The organism is Pseudomonas ovata (assembly GCF_003131185.1).
Classification (GTDB): domain Bacteria; phylum Pseudomonadota; class Gammaproteobacteria; order Pseudomonadales; family Pseudomonadaceae; genus Aquipseudomonas; species Aquipseudomonas ovata.
This window is the reverse complement of record NZ_QFFU01000006.1, coordinates 90,788-113,368: the sequence shown is the minus strand read 5'-3', so window position 1 is coordinate 113,368 and position 22,581 is coordinate 90,788. Positions and strand designations below refer to the sequence as shown.

Sequence of the window (22,581 nt, the reverse complement as noted above, 5' to 3'; positions counted from 1 at the left end):
TCCTTTGCAGGAGCACGATTGTAAACGCAAATGGCGATGCTGACCCTGTCCTGCGCAGCTACAGATGGCCCTCGGCGTATTCGGCCAGGATAGAGCGTGGCACGCCCTGCAGGGTGATGTGCACGCCGTTGGGGAAGTCCTTGAAGCGCTCCGTCAGGTAGGTCAGCCCGGAACTGGTGGCCGACAGGTAGGGGGTGTCGATCTGCGCCAGGTTACCCAGGCAGACCACCTTGGAGCCGGCGCCGGCGCGGGTGATGATGGTCTTGATCTGGTGCGGCGTCAGGTTCTGGCATTCATCGATCAGGATCAGGCTTTGCTGGAAGCTGCGACCGCGAATGTAGTTGAGCGACTTGAACTGCAACGGCACCTTGCTGAGGATGTAGTCGACGCTGCCATGGGTGTTTTCGTCATCCATGTGCAAGGCTTCGAGGTTGTCGGTGATCGCCCCCAGCCAGGGCTCCATCTTCTCCGCTTCGGTACCGGGCAGAAAGCCGATCTCCTGGTCCAGGCCCTGCACGCTGCGGGTTGCGATGATGCGCCGGTAGCGCTTGCTGACCATGGTCTGCTCGATGGCGGCGGCCAGCGCCAGGATGGTCTTGCCGGAACCGGCCGCGCCGGTCAGGTTGACCAGGTGAATGTCCGGGTCGAGCAAGGCGAACAGGGCCAGGGCCTGATGGATGTCGCGTGGCTTGAGGCCCCAGGCTTCCTGGTGCAGCAAGGGCTCCTGGTGCATGTCGAGAATGATCAGCTCGTCGTTCTTGACGCCCTTGACCCAGCCGACGAAGCCCTGCTCATCGATGATGAATTCGTTCAGGTGCACCGCGGGAATGTTTTCATTCAACTGCACACGGTGCCAGGTGCGGCCGTGGTCCTGACGGGTGTCGACCTTGTTGACCCGGTCCCAGAACGAGCCGGTCATCTCGTGATAGCCACGCGACAGCAGCGAGACGTCGTCGACCAGCTGGTCGGTGCTGTAGTCCTCGGCGGCAATGCCGCAGGCGCGCGCCTTGAGGCGCATGTTGATGTCTTTGGTCACCAGCACGACGGCACGGTCTTTCTGGCGGGCGTGCAGGTCGATCAACTGGTTGATGATGATGTTGTCGTTGAGGTGTTCGGGCAGCAGGCTGGTCGGTTCCTGGCGCTTGCTCATCAGGATCGACAGATAGCCCTTGAACACGCCGGTGCCGCGGTCGATGGGCACGCCCTGCTCGACGTCTTCAGGGCAGGCCTCGCCCAGGGTCTTGTCGATCAGGCGAATGGCCTGGCGGCATTCGGCGGCGACCGAGTGCTTGCCATCCTTGAGTTTGTCCAGCTCCTCCAGGACCGTCATCGGAATGGCAACGTGGTGTTCTTCGAAATTCAGCAGTGCATTGGGATCATGGATCAATACATTGGTATCGAGCACGTAAAGGATAGGCTGGTTGGTGGAGGGGCTGCGTCCGTGGTCATCCATACTCGCTCACCTTTGTAGAAGCCTGGACACGGCATCATTGAGATCCGTGCCACTGGGGGACCGCCGGGGGCTTCCCTTGAGGCAGGGGAGCCGGGGCTCAAGGTGGGTCTTGTGCGACGCCACCTGTGTTGCAGGTTTCGGCGGTCTGACTCAGGTAATACCGCAAAACAGATGACAGAAAAAAGCACTTTGACAGTTTTTTGAAGTTTATTTCACAGTATGACGAATAGCGCTTGGCGGTCGGTGCAAGCACGTTTACATTCATTAATTGCCTGCCTCGGGCTCCTCCTGATTTTCCGGCGCCTGCAACTGCGCAGGGTCCACGCGCTGTACTGGCTGCGCGCCCTCGGGCGCCTTTATCGACTCGGTTTCCTGCACATTTTCCTGCACAGGCGCAGACGGTTGTGGCGCCGGTTCCTGCACGCCTTCTTGCTGCGTGGATGGCTGCCCGTCCTGCGGCTCAGGCTCCGGCGTCGGCTCGGGCTCGGGCTCGGGTTCAGGCTCGGGTTCCAGCTCGGGCTCCGGTTCACGCGACAGGTTGCGGCAGTCTTCCCAGGTCAGCTCGCTCTGGGCGCTGTTGGCCAGTAACAGCGGCAGCGCCGACTGCGCCTGCGCGCCGGAATCGTGAAACACTACCGTGCCCCGGCGCCACAGCAGCATCAGGGTCTGCACACGGTCGCTGATCTGTGCCGAGGTCATGCGCGGCAACTGGTCATGGGCGTCGATGGTCCACAACGACACGCGAAGGTTGTGTGAGCGGAAAAACTCACCGCTGTCGGCACGTCGATGCCCGTAGGGCGGGCGAAACAGCGGCACCAGATTGTCCGGCAGCAGCCGCTCGACCAGTGCGGCGCTGCGCTGCACCGAGCCTTGCCAGTCGCGCCATTGGCTGTGCGAGCGATATTCCCAGCCCTGGATGCCGACACACTGCTGGCGGTACAGGTTCTGGATCGCCCCGGTGGAGCTGCCGTCCAGGCGCGCCTGCAAGGCCTTGCCCAGCACGAAGAAGGTCGCGGTCATGTTCTGCTGGCGCATGAAATCGGCCAGCCAGTCGGTGTCTCCATTGGCCGCACTCGGACCGCCTTCGAAGTTGAGCATGAAGGTGCGGTCGGGCAGTTCGTCGCCGCTCATTTCATCGGAGTTGTAGCGGGCGATCTCACTGCTGGTCTGCGGGAACAACGCGGCCTTGTACAGCAGCTCGTCCAGGTACAGCTTGTGGAAAATGGCGCTGGGCGCGGCCCAGGCGGCATAGAACGAATCATCGCCGATCCTGAATTCCTCGGCGCGCTGGCGCAGTTGCTCCATGTCCCTGGCATAGACACAGAAGTTGGCATCCTCGGTGCAGCTCTTGCGCGCATGACGAAAGTTGACCAGCAGGCGCTCCCACAGACGGTTGCGCACCAGGTTGAGCGAGGCCACGTTGATGTAGCGCAGCCCCAGGCGCCGCTTGAGGCTGTCTTCATCGAGCTGTTCGCTGGCCCACAGGGCATGGGCAAATGCCAGGATCTCGGCACGCGAGGCGACATCGAACAGTGCCGGATTTTCCAGGCGCTCAGGCCACAGGCTGCGATCGACCGTCGCCACCGGCGGCACGGCCGCCTGCACCTTGAACCCCAACAGACACATGCACACTGCCAGAACGATACGCAAACCCGATGCTCCTTCTCTACCGATCCCTGTCCGGGGCGAGCCGGCACTATAGCCGATCACCCTGCTGCCTTATGCCTTGCCCTGCAACTGACTGCCTTGTTTGCTGGAGTGATCTGCGATCACCCCCTAGAATCGCGCCACGACTTCAGGAGACACGCGCATGCTGATGGTGATTTCCCCCGCCAAGACCCTCGACTTCGAGACCCCGCCCACGACCACCCGCCACACCCTGCCGCAGTATCTGGACCACTCACAAGCGCTGATCACCCAGCTTCGCGCACTGGCACCCCAGCAGATCGCCGAACTGATGCACCTGTCTGACAAGCTGGCCGGCCTGAATGCTGCACGCTTTGGCAGCTGGACGCCGGACTTTACCCCGGACAACGCCAAGCAGGCCTTGCTGGCCTTCAAGGGCGATGTGTACACCGGCCTGGCGGCCGAAACCCTCGACCAGGCCGGGCTTGACTACGCCCAGCAGCACCTGCGCATGCTGTCGGGCCTGTACGGCCTGTTGCGCCCGCTGGACCTGATGCAGCCGTATCGCCTGGAGATGGGCACAAAACTGGCCAACGCGCGTGGCAAGGACCTGTACGCCTTCTGGGGTACACGCCTCAGCGAATGGTTGAACCAGGCACTGGCCGACCAGGGCGACGACCTGCTGCTCAACCTGGCCTCGACCGAATACTTCTCAGCGGTCAAGCGCAGCGCCTTGCAAGCACGGATCATCAACACCGAGTTCAAGGACTACAAGAACGGCCAGTACAAGATCATCAGCTTCTACGCGAAAAAAGCGCGCGGCATGATGAGCCGCTTCGTCATCGACGAACGGATCAACGCCCCTGAAGCCCTCAAACAGTTCGATGCCCAGGGCTACTATTACAGCGCCGACCACTCGGCACCGGACAAACTGGTTTTTTTGCGCGACACCCCACCTGAGTGATACCCCAGGGGCTGTTGCCGTTTCAGTACAAGCCGTGCTGAAACGGCAACAACCCCCCCAGGATGCAGCGAAGCGGCTGCGGCATCGCACCCCGTCAAGCAAGCGCCCGAAACAGTCAGATAAATGGCGTCGAAATATCGGCAGTTAGGACATACACTTCCTTGCAGTTACCGACCGATGAAAAAAATAAATGCTTTTTTAACCGATAGCACCTTGCCGCTTATGGGTAATTGCCATTAAGGCTATAAACAGGTTGAGTGCCCGGATATAAAGGCAGCCATGAAAATCGCTATCATTGTGCAACTACCGGACACAGGGGCAATCAATTAGCATCTTGAATACAACAGGATGAATGGACCGGAACTATTGTGTTGCACATGCGTTCCTACATCCCGTAACAAATGACGACCCCTGTGTAAGGCATGACGTACAGGGTAAGAATAAAGCAGGTTGGTAAAAGGCGTTACCACAACGAAGTTTGGTCTCCGGGATGACCAATGCTGTAGGTAGTTAATGAACCTTCTCATCAAAGCCACAAGGGAAAGCACTGACCCGGCTGTTTCAGCCAGACCGTGACAGGACAAGGCCATGCGCCTTGCCGTGCGTGATCACGCCTGCCGCTGAGCGCGGTTCAGCAGTGATACAGATCGCCCGGAACAAGCGCCGCCTTCAAGGGCAGGCAACTTGCCATCTGTATCAGACTTAAACTGAGTTAGCCCTCCCTGTATTTGGCAACTCATTACATTAAACAGACGTTCGTTAGTTAGGCCGCCGTGCATAAAAACCGGCACTGACTGACGCAGAAAACTGCGAGCCCTATTTATATTCCGCCCCCTGTGGCGTCAGTCGTAATGTTCGAGGAGAGTACGATGCGGATCAGTATTTTTGGTTTGGGTTATGTCGGTGCCGTGTGTGCCGGTTGCCTGTCTGCACGGGGTCATGATGTGGTCGGCGTGGATATTTCCGCCGACAAGATTGCCTTGATCAACAGCGGTCGATCACCCATCGTCGAACCGGGCCTGGAGGGCCTTTTGCAACAGGGCATCGCCACCGGAAAATTGCGCGGCACCACCGACTTTGCCGAGGCCATCCGTGCCACCGACCTGTCGATGATCTGCGTCGGCACCCCCAGCAAGAAAAACGGCGACCTGGAACTGGACTATATCGAATCGGTGTGCCGCGAAATCGGCTTTGTCCTGCGTGACAAGACCTCACGCCACACGGTCGTGGTGCGCAGCACGGTGCTGCCCGGCACGGTGGCCAATGTGGTCATTCCGGTGCTCGAAGACTGCTCGGGCAAGAAGGCCGGCGTCGACTTCGGCGTGGCGGTCAACCCGGAGTTCCTGCGTGAAAGCACGGCCATCAGTGATTATGACCACCCACCGATGACCGTCATCGGCGAATACGACACGCTCTCCGGCGACCTGCTGCAGTCGCTGTATGCCGAACTCGACGCCCCGATCATCCGCAAGGACATCGCCGTGGCCGAGATGATCAAGTACACCTGCAACGTCTGGCACGCCACCAAGGTGACCTTCGCCAACGAGATCGGCAACATTGCCAAGGCGGTGGGCGTCGACGGCCGCGAGGTGATGAATGTGGTCTGCCAGGACAAGACCCTCAATCTCTCGCAGTACTACATGCGCCCCGGCTTCGCCTTTGGCGGCTCCTGCCTGCCCAAGGACGTGCGCGCCCTGACCTACCGCGCCAGCAGCCTGGATGTCGAGGCGCCGCTGCTCAACTCGCTGATGCGCAGCAACGGCGAACAGGTGCAGAACGCCTTCAACATCGTCGCCAGTCACGATACCCGCAAGGTCGCCCTGCTGGGCCTGAGCTTCAAGGCCGGCACCGATGACCTGCGCGAAAGCCCGCTGGTGGAGCTGGCCGAAATGCTGATCGGCAAGGGCTTCGAGCTGAGCATCTACGACAGCAATGTCGAATACGCCCGCATGCACGGCGCCAACAAGGAATACATCGAGTCGAAGATCCCGCACGTGTCCTCGTTGCTCAATGCCGACTTCGACCAGGTCATCGACCACTCGGACGTGATCATCCTGGGCAATCGTGACGAGCGCTTCCGCGCCCTGGCCGACAAGGCCCCGGAAGGCAAGCACGTCGTCGACCTGGTGGGTTTCATGACCCGGGCCACCGCGCAAAGCGGTCGCAGCGAAGGCATCTGCTGGTAAGCAGCGGCAAGCGGCAAGCTGCAAGTTCAAGCCATGGTGCTTCTACTTGCAGCTTGCAACTGATTCAAGGATGTGGATTATGCAAAGGCTCAAGCACGGCCTGCTGCAGGCCGCCGGTTGGCTGTTTTACCTGACCTTGCTGTTGGCACTGGTCACCGTGTTGCCCGCCAGTATTTTCGATTCGCAATCGAAGCACTTCATTTTCCTGATCGGTATCGTCGGCCTCTGGCGCTACTCGATGGGCGCCACGCACTTTGTGCGCGGCATGCTGTTTCTCTATGTGGTGTACCCGCACCTGCGACGCAAGGTGCGCAAGCTGGGTCGCGCAGCCGATCCGTCGCATGTGTTCCTGATGGTCACCAGCTTTCGTATCGACGCGCTGACCACCGCCCAGGTCTACAGCTCGGTGATCCGCGAGGCGATCGACTGTGGCCTGCCGACCACAGTGGTCTGCTCGCTGGTGGAAATGAGCGACGAACTGCTGGTCAAGAGCCTGTGGGCACGCATGAACCCGCCCGGGCGGGTCAGCCTGGATTTCGTGCGCATTCCCGGCACCGGCAAGCGCGACGGCCTGGCCTATGGCTTTCGCGCCATCTCCCGACACATGCCCGACGCGCGCGCCGTGGTGGCGGTGATCGATGGCGACACCGTGCTCAGTGAAGGGGTGGTCAACAAGACCGTGCCGTGGTTCCAGCTGTTCGACAGCGTTGGTGGCCTGACCACCAACGAGTTCTGCGAAGTGCGCGGCGGCTACATCATGAGCGAATGGCACAAGCTGCGCTTCGCCCAGCGGCACATCAACATGTGCTCGATGGCCCTGTCGCGCCGGGTGCTGACCATGACCGGACGGATGTCGGTGTTTCGCGCCTCGGTGGTCACCAACCCGGAGTTCATCGCCGACGTCGAAAGCGACTCACTGCACCACTGGCGCCTGGGCACCTTCCGTTTTCTGACCGGTGACGACAAGTCCAGCTGGTTCAGCCTCATGCGCCTGGGCTACGACACCTTCTATGTGCCGGATGCGGCGATCAATACCGTCGAGCACCCGCCGGAAAAGAGCTTTTTCAAGGCCAGCCGCAAACTGATGTACCGCTGGTACGGCAACAACCTGCGGCAGAACTCCCGTGCCCTGGGCCTGGGGGTCAATCGCCTCGGGCTGTTCACCAGCGTGGTGCTGTTCGACCAGCGCGTGTCGATGTGGACCTCGCTGCTGGGCCTGACCGTGGCGATCCTCGCCAGCCTCAAGTACGGCGGCACCTTCCTGCTGGTGTACCTGCTGTGGATCGGCATCACGCGCCTGATCCTCACCCTGCTGCTGGCCTGTTCGGGGCACCGGATCGGCCCGGCCTACCCGCTGATTCTCTATTACAACCAGATCGTCGGCGCGCTGATGAAGATCTACGTGTTCTTCCGCCTCGACCGCCAGTCCTGGACGCGCCAGGACACCCGGCTCAGCCGCGACATGGCCAGCTTTCAAGGCTGGTTCAACACCTGGTCATCGCGAACGATGACCTTTTCGGCCGGCAGCATTTTTGTCGCCGTGCTGCTGACCATGGTCTGACCGGACCTCTGAAGCCATCGATCAATCAGGAAGCCTCACCATGAATACAGCCGTGAATGCCAACGTCGTGCATGAATCCGAAGCTCAGCGCCAACACGCCCGGGTCAAGCTGCCGGCCAGGCTGCGCCTGCTCAACGGTGCCCCCAATGCGCCCCTGGTGCGCGTCGAAGACTTGTCGGCCGGTGGCCTGAGCTACATTGCCCCGGCTTGCGAGAAACTGAAGGTCGGCGAAGTGATCAAGGCGCGCCTGCAGTTTCTGATCGATAACCTGGGGCTGGCCATGGACGTCGAGCTGCAGATCCGCTCGATCAATCCTGCCACCCACCGCGTGGGCTGCCAGTTCCAGAACCTCGAACCCCGGGACATCGCTACCCTGCGTCACCTGATCACCTCGCACCTGGCCGGCGACATTGTCAGTGTCGGTGAAGTGCTGGCCACCCTGCAGCGCGACAACTTCACCCAGGCACGCAAGCACAAGGCCGGCGACAGCGGCATGGGTGTGTTCGGCCGGCTGCGGGCGGTGACCTTCAGCCTGGGGATTTTCATCGTCGGCCTGGGCGCCGCCGGTTTCGTGCTCAAGACCGTGTACGACCTGTACTTCGTCAGCCATGCCACCGCCGGCCTGGTCAGCGTACCGGGCATGGAAGTGACCATGCCCCGCGAAGGCACGCTGCAAAGCCTGGTGGCGTCTGAACAGGCGGTACAAAAAGGCGCGCCCCTGGCCTCGTTCAACACCAACATGCTGGAAATGCTCAAGGGCGGCCTGACCGGCGAAGACCTGGACCCGGCCAGGATCGAACAGCTGTACGGCCGGCAGATGAGCGGCACCCTGACCAGCCCGTGCGATTGCATCGTGGCCCGCCAGCTGGTTGCCGACGGCCAGTATGCCGCCAAGGGCCAGGTGATCTTCCAGTTGGTGCCGCGCGACACCCAGGCCAGTGTCGAGGCGCGCTTCACCTATCGCCAGTTCAAGGACGTCAAGCCCGGCATGCCGGTCAGCTTCCAGGTGGCCGGTGAGGAGCGCATGCGCACCGGCCGCGTAGTCAGCAGCAGCAACCTGACCAACACCGAACTTTCGAGCGACATTCGCGTGCAGATCAAGCCTGACGAGGCCCTCAGCAGCGCGCTGGCAGGCCGTCCGGTGGAAGTGATCAGCGATCGCGGCCCGTCCATGAACTGGCTGATCGACAAAGCCATGGCCGCAGGTCTGTAATCATGAACCGTGCGCCTCGACGTCCGTCGACTCCTACCTGGCTACCCCCTTCGACGCTGGGCCTGGCCGTCGCCTTGAGCCTGGGCCTGAGCGGCTGCGTCGGCCTGCCCGATCTGCGCCTGGCCAACGAGGCCCTGCAAAACGGCAACACCACCCTGGCCGAGCACAATTACCGGCAACTGGCCGACCTGGGCTATGACGAGGCCAAGGTCGGGCTGGCCGATATCCAGGTCGCCAGCCGTGAGCCGGCGGCGCTTGTGCAGGCCGAAGCCACCTACCGCGAGGCGGCGGCCAGGCTGCCCCGCGCCCAGTCGCGCCTGGGCCGCCTGCTGGTGGCCAAGCCGGCGGCCACCCAGGCCGAACACCAGGAAGCCGAACGCCTGCTCAAGCAGGCCTTTGCCCACGGTGAATCCGGCGCGCTGATGGCCCTGGCCACGCTCTACCTGCAATCGCCGCAGAGCTTTCCCGATGTCGATGTGCAGCAGCAGATCAGCCAGTGGCGCGAGCAAGGCTACGCCGAGGCGGGCCTGGCGCAGATTGCCCTGTACCGCACCCAGGGCACCTACGCCCAGCATCTGGACGAAATCGAAGGCATCTGCAAGCCGGCGCTGGCCAGCGCCGACACGTGTTATGTCGAGCTGGCCACTGTGTACCAGACCCGTGGCCAGGCCGAGCCGCAAAAAGCGCTGCTCGAACAGTTGCGCCGCGCCCACGCCGCCGGCCGCGTCGACGCCCAGCGGGTCGACAGCGTGGCGCGAGTGCTGGGCGATGCCGAGATCGGCACGCCTGACCCGCAAGGCGCCCAGCAACTGCTCGAAGGCATCGCGCCCGGCTACCCGGCCTCATGGGTGACACTGGCCAAACTGCTCTACGACTTTCCCGAACTGGGTGACGTCGACACGCTGATGGAGTACCTGGACAACGGCCGCGCTGCCGACCAGCCACGGGCCGAACTGCTGCTGGGACGGCTCTACTACGAAGGCAAGTGGTTGCCGGCCGATGCCGTCAAGGCCGAGCAGCACCTCATCAAGGCCACTGCCACCGAGATCTCGGCGCACTACTACCTGGGGCAACTGTACCGGCGCGGTTATCTGGGCCGGGTCGCCCCGCAAAAAGCCGTGGACGAACTGCTGATCGCCGCCCGTGGCGGCCAGACCAGCGCCGACTACGCCCTGGCGCAGTTGTTCTCGCAGGGCCGTGGCATCCGCCCCGATCCGGTCAACGCCTGGGTCTTCAGCCAACTGGCCCTGGCCCGTGGCACGGCGCCCGACAGCGAACTGATCCAGCACATCAACCAGCAACTGCCACCGGAACGCCTCGCCACAGCCCAAGCCTTGCTCGAACGCGAACAGAACGTCCGGGGTGCGACCGCCAGCCAGAGCGCGCTGGTCCTGCAAACCCTGCAAAAAGACAACGCTGAGGAAGCCCTATGAAGCTCAACCCCCTGATGGCTGCCGGCATGGGTCTTGGCTTTACCCTGCTCTGGGCGTGCCCGACCCTGGCCGCCCTGACCGAAGAGCAGAACGTCGGCCTGGAAGCCAAGATCACCGCACAAAGCGAAGATGACCGCGACCTGGGCACCCGCTCAGGCGGTGACGTCAACGGCATCGGCCTGGATCTGCGCCCGTGGGTGTATGGCGAGCGCGGTGCCTGGAGCGGCTATGCGATGGGCCAGTTGGTGACTGCCACCGACACCATCCAGACCGACCCGCTGGAGCAGACCGCCACCAACAGCCGCGGCCAGTCAGGCACGCAAGTGGCCCGTGGCAACGCCAGCGAGCGCGAGGTCGATAAGAGCTACGCCGCCCTGCGCGAGTTCTGGGTCGGCTACAGCGGCTTGACCCCCTACCCCGGCGAGATCCTCAAGGTCGGGCGCCAGCGCCTGCGCAACGACGACGGCCAGTGGCGCGACGTGAACATCGAGGCCATCAACTGGACTTTCGACACCACCTTGCTGCGCGCCGACATGGGCGCTGCCCAGCGCTTCAGTGAGTACCGCACCGACCTGACCGAACTGGCCCCGGAAGACGAAGACCGCCAGCACCTGTTCGGCTCGGCCAGCTACCAGTGGACACCGGGGCACTGGGCCGGTATTCGCGCGCACCACAGCCACGACGACGGCAAGCTCAAGCGCAGCGGTGAAGTGCTCGACGACCTGGACAAGACCGCCAATGGCGACCTGACCTGGCTGGGCCTGCAGGCCGACAGCGACGCCTTCAACCACCGCAACACCCACACCCTCAACTACTGGGGCAGCCTGACCTGGCTGACCGGCGACCGCGACGAGATCGGCGCCACCTATGACGCCAACACCGACCAGTACCTGGCCGGTGACAAACGTAGCCGCAACGTCGATGGCTGGGCCACCGACCTGGGCCTGCGCCTGCGCCTGGACCCGCAATGGCAGGTCGGCGCGGCCTACTCGCGGGCCAGCAAGCACTATGAGCAGACCGGCCTGGAAAGCAACCGCTCGAACTGGACCGGCACGCGCTCGCGGGTGCATCGCTTCGGCGAAGCCTTCCAGGGCGAAATGGCCAACGTCGAGACCGGCTCGCTGTTCGCTTCCTGGCAGATGAATGACGAGTACGACGCCTCGCTGATCTACCACAAGTTCCGCCGCGTCGACGGCCATGCACGGATCGGCGGCGCCGGGATCAACCCGACCCAGGAACAGTTCGATGCCAGCGGCCTCCCGACCAACACCTTCAGTTCGCTGCCCCTGGAAGACGGGCGCAAGGACCTCGGCCAGGAGATGGACCTGGTGGTCACCAAGTACTTCAAGCAGGGCCTGTTGCCGGCGGCCATCAGCCAGTCGGTCGATGAGCCTTCGGCACTGATCCGCCTGCGCGCCGGGGTGTTCAAACCGGGCGATGCCTATCACAGCGATGTGGACAGCTACATGCACCGGGCCATCGTCGATGTCATCTGGCGCTTCTGATGCCAGTGGTCTCCAAGGAGTGCGATGAGATGAACAGTCACCCAAGCAATGCCCGTCACCGGCCCTGGTCGCAGGCCCTGCTCGAAAGCGCCGTGCTGGGCAGCGCGCTGCTGATGGCTGGCGTGGCGCTGGCGAGCACCCCTGCCGTGTCGGAGCCTGCCAGGACGGTGGCCAAGGAACTGCAACAGGCCAAGACCTACACCATCAGCAGCCCGCCGGTGGAACCCTTGGCCCTGCGCAAGCCGGTGCTGCCCGACCTGTCCGGCTACACCACCGAGGCGGCCCTGCAACAGATCCAGCGCAGCACGCCGGGCAAGGTGCGGGTCACGCGGATGATGGAAGAAGCCAACGGCATGAAAGAGTTTGTCGGCGGCGACAACAAGATGGCCGAGTGGGTGGCGCGCCAGCGCGGCATTCCGCAGATCATCGTGGTGCAGGACGGTTACGCCAACCTGCAGGACGTGGCGCGCCAGGTGCCGAAGCACCTGCTCAGCGAAGTGTCGCCCGGCGTGTTCGTCGCCCGCGTGCCGATCCTGGTCAAGGACACCGGCACCCTGGAGATCGACCAACGCACCCGCGAGCTGCGCCTGTCGCAGGAGCGCGGCGCGTTCATCGTCAACGAAGGCAAGCTGCTGGTCACCCGCTCACAGATCAATGGCTGGAACGAAACCCGCAATGCGCTGGCAACCTGGCGCCGTCCCCGGGAATTCCGGCCGTTCCTGCTGGCCTGGGGCGGCTCGCACACCTGGATCGCCAGCACCCGCATGACCAGCCTCGGCTACGACCAGAGCAAGTCCTACGGGGTGAGCATTTCGCAGTACACCCCCAATGCCGCCAGGGTGCTCAAGCGCCCCGAGCCCACCGGCTGGATCGTCGATTCGGAGTTTGTCGACCTGTGGTACGGCTTCTACTGCTATGAAACCCAGGGGTTCGTCATCAAGGGCAATACCTACCGCGACAACATCGTCTACGGCATCGACCCGCACGACCGCTCGCACGGCCTGATCATTGCCGAGAACACCGTGCACGGCACGAAAAAGAAGCACGGGATCATCGTCTCGCGCGAGGTGAACGACAGTTTCATCTTTCGCAACAAGAGCTACGACAACCAGCTCTCCGGCGTCATGCTCGACCGCAACAGCGTCAACAACATCGTGGCCGACAACGATATTTACCAGAATCACACCGACGGCATCACCCTGTACGAAAGCGGCGACAACCTGCTGTGGGGCAATCGTGTCGTTGCCAACCGCCGCCACGGCATCCGCGTGCGCAACAGCACCAATATCAAGCTCTACAACAATTTCGCCATGGGCAACGGCCTGGTGGGTGTCTATGGCCACATCAAGGACCTGAGCGACACCGACCGTGACATCCAGCTGGACCCGTTCGACACCCAGGTGTCGTTGCTGGTGGTCGGCGGCGAGCTGGCCGGCAATGGCTCAGGCCCCCTGTCGATCGACTCGCCGCTGAGCATCGAGCTTTACGACGTGGCCATGCTGGCGCCGACCAAGGCCAACGGCATCACCCTCAACGGCATCCTGGGCGAGAACCAGGCGCAGATTCTCGACCTGCTGGTGCGCCAGAAAAAAGCCGTGTTGATCGACCCCGTTGAAAACCAGACCGAGCTGCGCGAATGAGCCGAGGAATTGTCATGCACACCCCATTGATCAAATGGCTCGGCCTGTCGGGCCTGACTGCAGCGCTGCTGGCGGCCGCCGGCAGCGCCCGGGCCGATGCCCAGGTGCCGGTCTTTACCGCAGAACCCTGCTGCCAGCTGTGCCCGGCCGCCCATGACGCCAGAAACTACACCACCCGCTACCAGCAGAACTTCACCACACTGATCCAGGCCGAAGGCGACTGGCTGTTTCGCACCCGTGAAGACCTGCGCACTGATTTCGACACCAGCGCGCTGGGCTACAAGCGCCTGCAACAGTTGCAACGTGCGTTCAAGCGCCGGGGCGTCGAGCTGGTGGTGGTCTACCAGCCCACGCGCGGGCTGGTAGACCGCAACAAGCTGCTGCCGGCCGACCGCGAGAAGTTCGCCTACGACACCGCATTGAAAAACTACCAGGCCATGCTCGGGCGCTTTAGCAAGATGGGCTACTGGGTGCCGGACCTGTCGCCGCTGGCCAATGAAAACGAAGCCCACGATTTCTACTTTCGCGGCGACCAGCACTGGACTCCCTATGGCGCCCAGCGCACCGCCAGGCGAGTGGCCGAGACCGTGAAGCAGATCCCGGCCTACGCCGACATTCCCAAGCGTGAGTTCGAGAGCAGCAAATCCGGGCGCATGGGCAAGACCGGCACCCTGCATAACATGGCCGGCCAGTTGTGCGGCACCAGCTACGCGATCCAGTACATGGACCAGTTCGCCACCGAACCCAAGGGCGAGGCCGGCGACAGCGATCTGTTCGGCGATGGCGGCAACCCCGAGATCACCCTGGTGGGCACCAGCCACAGTGGCAAGAACTACAACTTCGGCGGTTTCCTGCAGGAGTATCTGAGCGCCGACGTGCTCAACGTGGCCTTCCCCGGCGGCGGCCTGGAAGGTTCGATGATCCAGTACCTGGGCAGCGAGGAATTTCGCAACAACCCGCCCAAGGTACTCATCTGGGAGTTTTCGCCGCTGTACCGCCTGGACCAGGAAAGCGTCTGGCGGCAGATGCTCGCGCTGCTCGACAACGGCTGCGAAGACAGGCCGGCGCTGCTCAGCCGCCAGATGAGCCTCAAGCCTGGCAACAACGAAGTGCTGGTCAACGGCACCCATGGCATCAAGACCATTCGCAACGGCGACAACCAGATCGACATCCGCTTCGAAGACCCTTCGGTCAAGGTGTTGCAGGCGCGCCTCTGGTACATGAACGGCCGCCACGAAGACCTGAAGCTTGAAAAACCCGAGACCACCGACACCGACGGCCGCTTCGCCTTCCAGTTGCGCGAAGACGAAGACTGGGCCGACCAGCAATTGCTGGCGGTGGAAATCCAGGGACCGAACCCTGGTACGCCGGCCCAGAAGATCAAGGCCCAGGTGTGCAAACGCAACGGCTTCGCCAGCCCTGCGCAACAGACGGCGCAAGCCGGACAATGAGGACTTTTATGCAGACGCGCAAAACCCTGGGCCCTGCCCTGCTGTCGCTGGCCTTGCTGGCGTCGGCCTCGCTGCCCGCCCACGCCTGGAACGGGGGCGCAGCGCCGGCGTTGATCCCGCCGGCCGGCTATTCAGCACCGATCGAGCAGATGAAGACCGGTGAACATACGTTCAACTGCGCCCCGATCCCCACGCCCTATACCGGCGAGCTGGTGTTTCGCAGCAAGTACGAAGGCTCGGACAAGGCCCGCTCGACCCTCAACGAAGTGGCCGAGAAGGCCTTTCGTTCGGCCACCCAGGACATCACCGACCTGGAACGCGGTATCAGCAAGGTGGTGATGCAATACATGCGCGACGGCCGGCCGGAACAGCTGGACTGCTCGCTGAACATGCTCACCGCCTGGGCACGGGCCGGGGCGCTGGAGTCACAGCAGTACAACCACACCGGCAAGTCGATGCGCAAATGGGCACTGGGCAGCCTGTCGGCCGCTTACCTGCGCCTGAAGTTTTCCGACTCGCGCCCCTTGGCCAACCACACCCAGCAAGCGGCCGAGATCGAAGCCTGGTTCAGCACACTGGCCGATCAGGTGGTGCGCGACTGGAGCAACCTGCCGCTGGAGAAGATCAACAACCACTCCTACTGGGCCGCCTGGTCGGTCATGGCCACCGCCGTGGCCACCAACCGCCGCGACCTGTTCGACTGGTCGGTGCAGGAGTTCAAGGTGGCCGCCCACCAGGTGGACGCCGAGGGCTTCTTGCCCAACGAACTCAAGCGCCGTGAGCGTGCCCTGGCGTATCACAACTACGCCCTGCCACCGCTGGCCATGATCGCCAGCTTCGCCCAGGCCAACGGTGTCGACCTGCGCCCGGAAAACAACGGCGCGCTCAAGCGCCTGGGCGACCGGGTACTGGCCGGGGTCGAGGACCCGGACGCCTTCGCCGAGCGCGGCGGCCAGAAGCAGGACATGACCGACCTGAAAAAGGACCCGAAATTCGCCTGGCTGGAACCGTACTGCTCGCTCTACACCTGTGATGCCCGGGTGCTGGAAAAGAAGCACGAGAAACAACCGTTCAAGACCTTTCGCCTGGGCGGCGACCTGACCCGGGTCTACGACCCCCGTCACGACCGCGACGACAGGTAGGAGCGCGCTTGCCCGCGACCGGCTGCGTTAGCAGTCGTAAATTTTCAGCGTTTCCAAAATCTTGAATGCGTTCACAGTCAAAATTTTCAGCGTTTCCGAGATTTTGCGAGCGCTGCGCACTCGGTCGCGGGCAAGCGCGCTCCTACGCAGCGAGTGAGTTTCAACCCCCCATTTGCGTGGGGGGGTTTGGGGGGGCTTTGGCCCTTGGATGTCTGTTGCACCCTCGGAGACAAAGACATGGTCTTTTCATCCAATGTGTTCCTGTTTCTGTTCCTGCCGGTCTTTCTCGGCTTGTACTACCTGAGCGGGCAACGCTATCGCAACCTGTTGCTGCTGCTGGCCAGCTACCTCTTCTACGCCTGGTGGCGGGTCGATTTCCTCGCGCTGTTCATTGCGGTCACCGTGTGGAACTACTGGATCGGCCTGAAGGTGGGCGCCGCTGGCGTTCGCACCCGACCGGCCCAGCGCTGGCTGTTGCTGGGCGTGGCGGTCGACCTGGGCATCCTGGGCTATTTCAAGTACGCCAACTTCGGCGTCGACAGCCTCAACGCGATCATGACCTCGATGGGCCTGGAGCCCTTCATCCTGACGCACGTGCTGCTGCCGATCGGCATCTCGTTCTACATTTTCGAGTCCATCAGCTACATCATCGATGTCTATCGCGGTGATACGCCGGCCACCCGCAACCTGATCGATTTCGCGGCGTTCGTGGCGATCTTCCCGCACCTGATCGCCGGTCCCGTGCTGCGCTTTCGCGACCTGGTCGACCAGTTCAACAACCGCACCCACACGCTGGACAAGTTCTCCGAAGGCTGCACGCGCTTCATGCAGGGCTTCATCAAGAAAGTGTTCATCGCCGACACCCTGGCGGTGGTCGCCGACCACTGTTTTGCCCTGCAAAACCCCACCACGGGCGACGCCTGGCTGGGCGCGCTGGCCTACACCGCGCAGCTGTATTTCGACTTCTCCGGCTACAGCGACATGGCCATCGGCCTGGGGTTGATGATGGGCTTTCGCTTCATGGAAAACTTCCAGCAGCCCTACATCAGCCAGTCGATCACCGAGTTCTGGCGGCGCTGGCACATCAGCCTGTCGACCTGGCTGCGCGACTACCTGTACATCACCCTGGGCGGCAACCGCGGTGGCCAGTTCGCCACCTACCGCAACCTGTTCCTGACCATGCTGCTGGGCGGGCTGTGGCATGGCGCCAATATCACCTACGTGATCTGGGGCGCCTGGCACGGCCTCTGGCTGGCCATCGAAAAAGCCGTGGGCATCAATACAAAACCCTGGGTATTCAACCCCGTTCGCTGGGCGCTGACCTTTCTGCTGGTGGTGATCGGCTGGGTCATCTTCCGCGCCGAAAACCTGCACGCGGCGATGCGCATGTATGGCGCCATGTTCAGCTTCGGCGACTGGCAGCTGTCGGAACTGACCCGCGCCAACCTCACCGGCCTGCAAGTGGCCACCCTGGCGCTGGCCTACGCGACCCTGGCGTTCTTCGGCCTGCGCGACTTCTACACCCGGCGCCCGGCACGGCCGGCCACAACCTGTGCCGACGGCCCGGCCAGCGATCAGCCCGGCACGCTCAAGGCCGTACCGGGTGATGCCCCCGGCAGCCTGCATCAGCCCGGCTACACCGTGGGCCGCGAAGCGCAGGTGCAACCGGCGTACTGGCAGGCCGACTGGCCACGCTATGCCATGCGCGGGCTGATCCTGCTGCTGTTCGTGGCCTCGATCCTGAAACTGTCGGCGCAGAGTTTCTCGCCATTCCTGTACTTCCAGTTCTGAGGCGCCCGAGATGACCCGTTCATTACGCATCCTCTACATCGCCGTGTTCATGGGCCTGTTGCTGGTGCTGGGCCTCTGGTCGCTGCGCAGCTTCATGCACTTTTCACCCCCGCCCGGCACGACGGTGCTCGACGGCAAATGGACCAAGGCGGCCGAGACCCATTACGACGATGAGTTCCCGATCAAGCGCCTGGGCACCAACCTGTGGGCGGCGCTGGACTACCAGCTGTTCAACGAAGGCCGCCCCGGCGTGGTGGTCGGTGAAGACCAGTGGCTGTTCAGCGATGAAGAGTTCGACGCCATTGCCGGCGGCGAGCACAACCTGCAGGAGAACCTGGCCCTGGTGCGCGGCGTACAAGAAGCGCTGCGCACGCAAGGTTCGCGCCTGGTGCTGGCGATTGTCCCGGCCAAGACCCGCCTGTACCCCGAGCATATCGGCGAGCACACCCCGGCGCGTCTGCACCGCGACCTGTACCTGCGTTTTCATCAGCAAGTGGCGCAGGCCGGGATCGTCGCGCCGGACCTGCTCACCCCGCTGCAACAGGCCAAACAACGCGGCCAGGTGTTCCTGCGCACAGACACCCACTGGACGCCGCTGGGCGCTGAGGTGGTCGCTCAGCAACTCAGTCAGAGCATTGCCCGCCAGGCGCCGCTGAACGTCGAGCCGCAGGCATTTGTCACCGCAGACCTTGGCACCTCGGACTACAAGGGCGACCTGACCAACTTCCTGCCCCTGGACCCGCTGTTCAGCCACCTGCTGCCCCGGCCCGACACCCTGCAAAAACGCAGCACCGAAGCGGCAGGCCCGGGCACAGAAAGCGACGACGCTCTGTTTGCCGACGCCGAGATTGCCGTGGGCCTGGTCGGCACCAGCTACAGCGCCAACCCCAACTGGAACTTTGCCGGTGCCCTCAAGCAGGCGCTGCACAGTGATGTTGTCAATTACGCCGAGGACGGCCACGGGCCGCTCTTGCCGATGCTCAAGTACCTGCAGAGCGAAGGCTTCAAGCACAACCCGCCGTCGGTGGTGATCTGGGAATTTCCCGAGCGCTACCTGCCGGTGCACAACGACCTGGGCGAATTCGACGCCCAGTGGATCGCCGGGTTGAAGAAACCCCGCAACACCCAAGAGAACCTGGCCGCGACGGCCGGATCATCCGAATCGCCCGTGCGGGCGCACCCCTGAAAGAGGACTGCCTTATGACCCTACTGAACACTGCCACCCGTTCGACTGCCAATCGCCTGCTCAAAAGCGCCGCCCTGGCGCTGGGCCTGGGCATGGCTTCGCTGCAGGTCATGGCCGCCGGCGATGCCGCGCTGTACCCGACCGCGCCAAAGGGCTCGACCTTCATCCGGGTCTACAACGCCAGCAACAGCGAAATCAGCGCGACCGTCGGCAACACCAACCTCAAGGACGTCGCGCCCCTGGGCAGCACCGCGTTCAGCTTCATGCCCCAGGGCGACTACACCGCCCGGCTGGGCAGCCAGAGCCTGCCGGTCAAGCTGGCCAGCGATCACTACTACACCCTGGTCAACCATGCCAATGGCAAGCCGCAACTGGTCGAGGAATCACCGTTCAAGAACAAGCAGAAATCCCTGGTCCGCGTGCAGAACCTCAGCGACCAGGCGCTGAGCCTGAAAACCGCCGACGGCAGTGCCGAGGTGGTCAAGACCGTGGCGGCCAAGGGCACCGGCGAGCGTGAGGTCAACCCGGTGAAGGTCGGCCTGGCGTTGTACAGCGGTGACAAGAAAGTCAGCGACCTCAAGCCCATTGCCCTGGAGCGCGGCGAGGCTGCGGTGCTGTATGTCACCGGCACCGGCAGCAACCTGTCGCCGGTGTGGGTCAAGCCCCAGGCGAACAACTGAGCAAGACCGATCGGCGGCCTCACGGCCGTGCGATGAGGAGCAACACCCATGACGACACGACGCAGTACCGGCCCACGACGCACAACGCGTCAGCCACGCCCTGCAGCCCTTATTGAAAACGATTGGAGACACAACATGATCCCGGTAATCCTGTCAGGCGGTAGCGGTTCTCGACTCTGGCCTCTGTCGCGCAAGCAGTTTCCCAAGCAGTTCCTGGCCCTGACCGGCGAGCACACGCTGTTCCAGCAGACCCTGCAACGCTTGGCGTTCGACGGCATGCAGGCACCCATCGTGGTGTGCAACAAGGATCATCGCTTTATCGTCAACGAGCAGTTGAGCGCGCTGAAGCTGGACACCCAGGCCATCATCATGGAGCCATTCGGGCGCAACACGGCCCCGGCCGTGGCGCTGGCGGCGATGACGCAGGTCAATCAGGGCAATGACCCGCTGTTGCTGGTGCTGCCGGCCGATCATGTGATCGACGACCAGAAGGCCCTGCAACGCGCCCTGGCCCTGGCCACTGTGGCCGCCGAGCGTGGCGAAATGGTGCTGTTCGGCGTACCGGCGACCCGCCCGGAAACCGGCTACGGCTACATCAACTCAGGCCCCGACTCGCTGCTGCCCGAGGGTGTGCAGCGGGTGCAGAGTTTTGTCGAAAAACCCGATGAAAAACGCGCGGTCGAGTTCGTCGAGGACGGCGGTTACTTCTGGAACAGCGGCATGTGCCTGTTCCGCGCCAGCCGTTACCTCGAAGAGCTGAAAAAACACGATCCGGACATCTACGACACCTGCCTGCTGACCCTGGAACGCAGCCTGCAGGAAGACGGCACCGTTGACATTGACCAGGCCACGTTCGCCTGCTGCCCGGACGACTCGATCGACTACGCGGTCATGGAAAAGACCCAACGCGCCTGCGTGGTGCCACTCAGCGCCGGCTGGAGCGACGTGGGCTGCTGGGCCTCGCTGTGGGCGGTGCATGACAAGGACACCGACGGTAATGTGACTAAGGGCGATGTAGTGCTGCAAGACAGCCGCAACTGCATGATCCACGGCAACGGCAAGCTGGTGTCGGTGATCGGCCTGGACAACATCGTGGTGGTCGAGACCAAGGATGCCATGCTGATCGCGCACAAGGACAAGGTCCAAGGCGTCAAGCAGATGGTCAACACCCTCACCACCCAGGGCCGCAGCGAGACCCAGAACCATCTGGAGGTCTACCGCCCGTGGGGCTCCTACGACTCGGTGGACATGGGTGGGCGCTTCCAGGTCAAGCGCATCTCGGTCAAGCCCGGCGCCAGCCTGTCGCTGCAGATGCACCACCACCGCGCCGAGCACTGGATCGTGGTGTCCGGCACCGCGCAGGTGACCTGCGACGAGAACGTGTTTCTGCTCACCGAGAACCAGTCGACCTACATCCCCATCGCCTCGGTGCACCGCCTGAAAAACCCCGGCAAGATCCCGCTGGAAATCATCGAAGTGCAGTCGGGCAGTTACCTGGGCGAAGACGATATCGAGCGCTTCGAGGATGTCTATGGACGTTCCGGGCCCATTGAGGCCGGCGTGAAGACCCAGACGCTGGCGCGTTGATCGGCTCGCGGCAGTAATATCCTTTCCCGCACGCCCCAGGCCTCGAACGCTTGGGGCCTGTGCCATCTGACCATTGGTCTGCACCTGTCATAAATGACAGTAGATACCCACTTCCTGGCGTGACTAAAGTCGACGATTGCCAGCAACGATGTCAGTGAGGAGTCGAGATGAGCATTCTGCTTGCCCAGGTGGACGCGTCGCTACCGGCACCCTGTGTCGTTGAAAGCCACGAACAGGTCATCGACCTGGACGCCCCCTTTTGTGTCGAACTGCCGGCTTTAAACAGCCGATACTACGATGCCGTGGTCCTGGCCCTGGTCTGCACCGAAGGCACCCAATTGCGGGCCTGGGCCATCAAGGAAGCCAGGTTCAAGCATGGCAAGCCGACACAGGCGCACTTCGACAATCAGCACCTGATGTGCCCCTTTGATCGACAGATGCATGCCTGTGCCAGGGCTTACCTGCATCGACACGACAAGGATCGCTGGGTCATGGCGCCTGACTCGGACCTGTACAGTTTCTGAAAACTTCGGGCACGGGCAGGTCTGGTTCGCTTTGGGGTAGGATGACGCGCATCTTTACGCGGAGCATTCACCCTATGCTGATCGGCATCCTGCTTGTCCTTACCTGGCTGATCCTGCTGCTGCGCTACCCGGCCAAGGCCCTGCCAGTCTCGCTGGTGGCTGCCGTGGCGCTGGGCCTGGTCGCCACCTTTGTGATCTGGCAGGACAGCCAAGAAACCCGCCAGCTCGAACGCCTGGACCTGCGCCTGACCCATGCCCCACAGACCTGCCCGGCCGACCGGCCCTTGCAGGTCAGCCTGACCAACACCAATGCGGTGCCGCTGCTGGAATTGCGTTGGCGCGTGGCGGCGTATGTACCCGGCGACACGGTGAACCTGGTTGACAACACCTACACTTCGGCCCGCTATCGCGGCCCCGGTGAACTGCAGGCCGGTGCCACCTGGCAGGAATGCCTGCCGCTGCCGGCCCTGCGCAGCGGCTACCGTCCCGAGACCCTGGAGTTTCGCGCCGAACACCTGCAAGGCCGCTTTTCCAACTGAACCCGTACCGTTTGATAACCGCCGGCAGCGGTGAATTCAATAGCCAATAAAGTCAGTAAGTTATTTTGTGTTTGATGAGCGCGGCTTCAACCGCGAAGAA

Annotated in this window: 16 protein-coding genes and 1 pseudogene; 15 read left to right on the top strand and 2 right to left on the bottom strand. The window is 62.9% G+C overall.

Annotated features, from left to right (window positions below; all coding sequences use genetic code 11):
* Positions 1-58: 58 nt before the first annotated feature.
* Positions 59-1,453, bottom strand: coding sequence for a PhoH family protein (locus DGA31_RS10700; protein ID WP_056841603.1), 1,395 nt, complete (start codon positions 1,451-1,453; stop codon positions 59-61).
* A 477-nt stretch (positions 1,454-1,930) separates the two neighbouring features.
* Positions 1,931-3,103: pseudogene (locus DGA31_RS10690) on the bottom strand (polysaccharide deacetylase family protein); the annotation flags it as partial.
* A 160-nt stretch (positions 3,104-3,263) separates the two neighbouring features.
* Between DGA31_RS10690 and yaaA the strand changes: the two are divergent.
* The 15 genes from yaaA (at position 3,264) to DGA31_RS10615 (ending at position 22,481) form a co-directional block, all read left to right on the top strand.
* Entirely contained in the window at positions 3,264-4,043 is a 780-nt protein-coding gene (gene yaaA, locus DGA31_RS10685) for a peroxide stress protein YaaA (RefSeq protein WP_056841604.1), read from the top strand.
* A gap of 869 nt (positions 4,044-4,912) precedes the next feature.
* Positions 4,913-6,229 (top strand): nucleotide sugar dehydrogenase, encoded by a 1,317-nt coding sequence (locus DGA31_RS10680; RefSeq protein ID WP_056841605.1) that lies wholly within the window; start codon positions 4,913-4,915, stop codon positions 6,227-6,229.
* A 79-nt stretch (positions 6,230-6,308) separates the two neighbouring features.
* Positions 6,309-7,790 carry a mannuronan synthase gene (alg8, locus tag DGA31_RS10675; RefSeq protein ID WP_109512503.1) on the top strand — a complete coding sequence of 494 codons (1,482 nt, stop codon included), beginning with the start codon at positions 6,309-6,311 and terminating at the stop codon, positions 7,788-7,790.
* A 40-nt stretch (positions 7,791-7,830) separates the two neighbouring features.
* Complete coding sequence (locus DGA31_RS10670) at positions 7,831-9,003, top strand: alginate biosynthesis protein Alg44 (protein WP_109512502.1); 1,173 nt, start codon at positions 7,831-7,833, stop codon at positions 9,001-9,003.
* Positions 9,004-9,005: 2 nt separating this feature from the next.
* Positions 9,006-10,436 carry an alginate biosynthesis TPR repeat lipoprotein AlgK gene (gene algK, locus DGA31_RS10665; protein WP_109512501.1) on the top strand — a complete coding sequence of 477 codons (1,431 nt, stop codon included), beginning with the start codon at positions 9,006-9,008 and terminating at the stop codon, positions 10,434-10,436.
* Positions 10,433-11,941 carry an alginate export family protein gene (locus DGA31_RS10660; protein ID WP_109512500.1) on the top strand — a complete coding sequence of 503 codons (1,509 nt, stop codon included), beginning with the start codon at positions 10,433-10,435 and terminating at the stop codon, positions 11,939-11,941. The genes algK and DGA31_RS10660 overlap by 4 nt, the downstream gene beginning before the upstream one ends.
* Before the next feature lie 29 nt (positions 11,942-11,970).
* On the top strand, positions 11,971-13,581 hold the full coding sequence (algG, locus tag DGA31_RS10655; protein WP_109512499.1) for a mannuronan 5-epimerase AlgG: 1,611 nt from the start codon (positions 11,971-11,973) through the stop codon (positions 13,579-13,581).
* A gap of 14 nt (positions 13,582-13,595) precedes the next feature.
* Positions 13,596-15,032: an alginate O-acetyltransferase gene (locus DGA31_RS10650; protein ID WP_109512498.1), complete on the top strand. Its 1,437-nt coding sequence runs from the start codon at positions 13,596-13,598 to the stop codon at positions 15,030-15,032.
* Between the two features lie 8 nt (positions 15,033-15,040).
* Positions 15,041-16,174 carry a mannuronate-specific alginate lyase gene (locus DGA31_RS10645; RefSeq protein ID WP_109512497.1) on the top strand — a complete coding sequence of 378 codons (1,134 nt, stop codon included), beginning with the start codon at positions 15,041-15,043 and terminating at the stop codon, positions 16,172-16,174.
* Between the two features lie 237 nt (positions 16,175-16,411).
* Positions 16,412-17,965, top strand: coding sequence for an MBOAT family O-acyltransferase (locus DGA31_RS10640; RefSeq protein WP_109512496.1), 1,554 nt, complete (start codon positions 16,412-16,414; stop codon positions 17,963-17,965).
* Between the two features lie 10 nt (positions 17,966-17,975).
* Complete coding sequence (locus tag DGA31_RS10635; RefSeq protein WP_109512495.1) at positions 17,976-19,151, top strand: alginate O-acetyltransferase; 1,176 nt, start codon at positions 17,976-17,978, stop codon at positions 19,149-19,151.
* A gap of 14 nt (positions 19,152-19,165) precedes the next feature.
* Complete coding sequence (locus DGA31_RS10630; RefSeq protein WP_109512494.1) at positions 19,166-19,831, top strand: alginate O-acetyltransferase AlgF; 666 nt, start codon at positions 19,166-19,168, stop codon at positions 19,829-19,831.
* Between the two features lie 135 nt (positions 19,832-19,966).
* Complete coding sequence (locus DGA31_RS10625) at positions 19,967-21,418, top strand: mannose-1-phosphate guanylyltransferase/mannose-6-phosphate isomerase (RefSeq protein WP_109512493.1); 1,452 nt, start codon at positions 19,967-19,969, stop codon at positions 21,416-21,418.
* Positions 21,419-21,585: 167 nt separating this feature from the next.
* Positions 21,586-21,942, top strand: coding sequence for a hypothetical protein (locus DGA31_RS10620; protein WP_109512492.1), 357 nt, complete (start codon positions 21,586-21,588; stop codon positions 21,940-21,942).
* 74 nt (positions 21,943-22,016) lie between these two features.
* Complete coding sequence (locus tag DGA31_RS10615; protein ID WP_109512491.1) at positions 22,017-22,481, top strand: multidrug transporter; 465 nt, start codon at positions 22,017-22,019, stop codon at positions 22,479-22,481.
* The last annotated feature ends 100 nt before the right edge of the window (positions 22,482-22,581 follow it).

Excerpts from the sequence above, each read along its gene's own strand:
- alg8 (WP_109512503.1), top strand. The coding sequence starts at position 6,309 with ATGCAAAGGCTCAAGCACGGCCTGCTGCAGGCCGCCGGTTGGCTGTTT.
- DGA31_RS10700 (WP_056841603.1), bottom strand. The coding sequence starts at position 1,453 with ATGGATGACCACGGACGCAGCCCCTCCACCAACCAGCCTATCCTTTAC.
- DGA31_RS10640 (WP_109512496.1), top strand. The coding sequence starts at position 16,412 with ATGGTCTTTTCATCCAATGTGTTCCTGTTTCTGTTCCTGCCGGTCTTT.
- DGA31_RS10625 (WP_109512493.1), top strand. The coding sequence starts at position 19,967 with ATGATCCCGGTAATCCTGTCAGGCGGTAGCGGTTCTCGACTCTGGCCT.
- DGA31_RS10660 (WP_109512500.1), top strand. The coding sequence starts at position 10,433 with ATGAAGCTCAACCCCCTGATGGCTGCCGGCATGGGTCTTGGCTTTACC.
- DGA31_RS10670 (WP_109512502.1), top strand. The coding sequence starts at position 7,831 with ATGAATACAGCCGTGAATGCCAACGTCGTGCATGAATCCGAAGCTCAG.
- DGA31_RS10620 (WP_109512492.1), top strand. The coding sequence starts at position 21,586 with ATGAGCATTCTGCTTGCCCAGGTGGACGCGTCGCTACCGGCACCCTGT.
- DGA31_RS10615 (WP_109512491.1), top strand. The coding sequence starts at position 22,017 with ATGCTGATCGGCATCCTGCTTGTCCTTACCTGGCTGATCCTGCTGCTG.
- DGA31_RS10645 (WP_109512497.1), top strand. The coding sequence starts at position 15,041 with ATGCAGACGCGCAAAACCCTGGGCCCTGCCCTGCTGTCGCTGGCCTTG.
- DGA31_RS10630 (WP_109512494.1), top strand. The coding sequence starts at position 19,166 with ATGACCCTACTGAACACTGCCACCCGTTCGACTGCCAATCGCCTGCTC.
- algK (WP_109512501.1), top strand. The coding sequence starts at position 9,006 with ATGAACCGTGCGCCTCGACGTCCGTCGACTCCTACCTGGCTACCCCCT.
- DGA31_RS10680 (WP_056841605.1), top strand. The coding sequence starts at position 4,913 with ATGCGGATCAGTATTTTTGGTTTGGGTTATGTCGGTGCCGTGTGTGCC.
- DGA31_RS10635 (WP_109512495.1), top strand. The coding sequence starts at position 17,976 with ATGACCCGTTCATTACGCATCCTCTACATCGCCGTGTTCATGGGCCTG.
- DGA31_RS10650 (WP_109512498.1), top strand. The coding sequence starts at position 13,596 with ATGCACACCCCATTGATCAAATGGCTCGGCCTGTCGGGCCTGACTGCA.
- algG (WP_109512499.1), top strand. The coding sequence starts at position 11,971 with ATGAACAGTCACCCAAGCAATGCCCGTCACCGGCCCTGGTCGCAGGCC.
- yaaA (WP_056841604.1), top strand. The coding sequence starts at position 3,264 with ATGCTGATGGTGATTTCCCCCGCCAAGACCCTCGACTTCGAGACCCCG.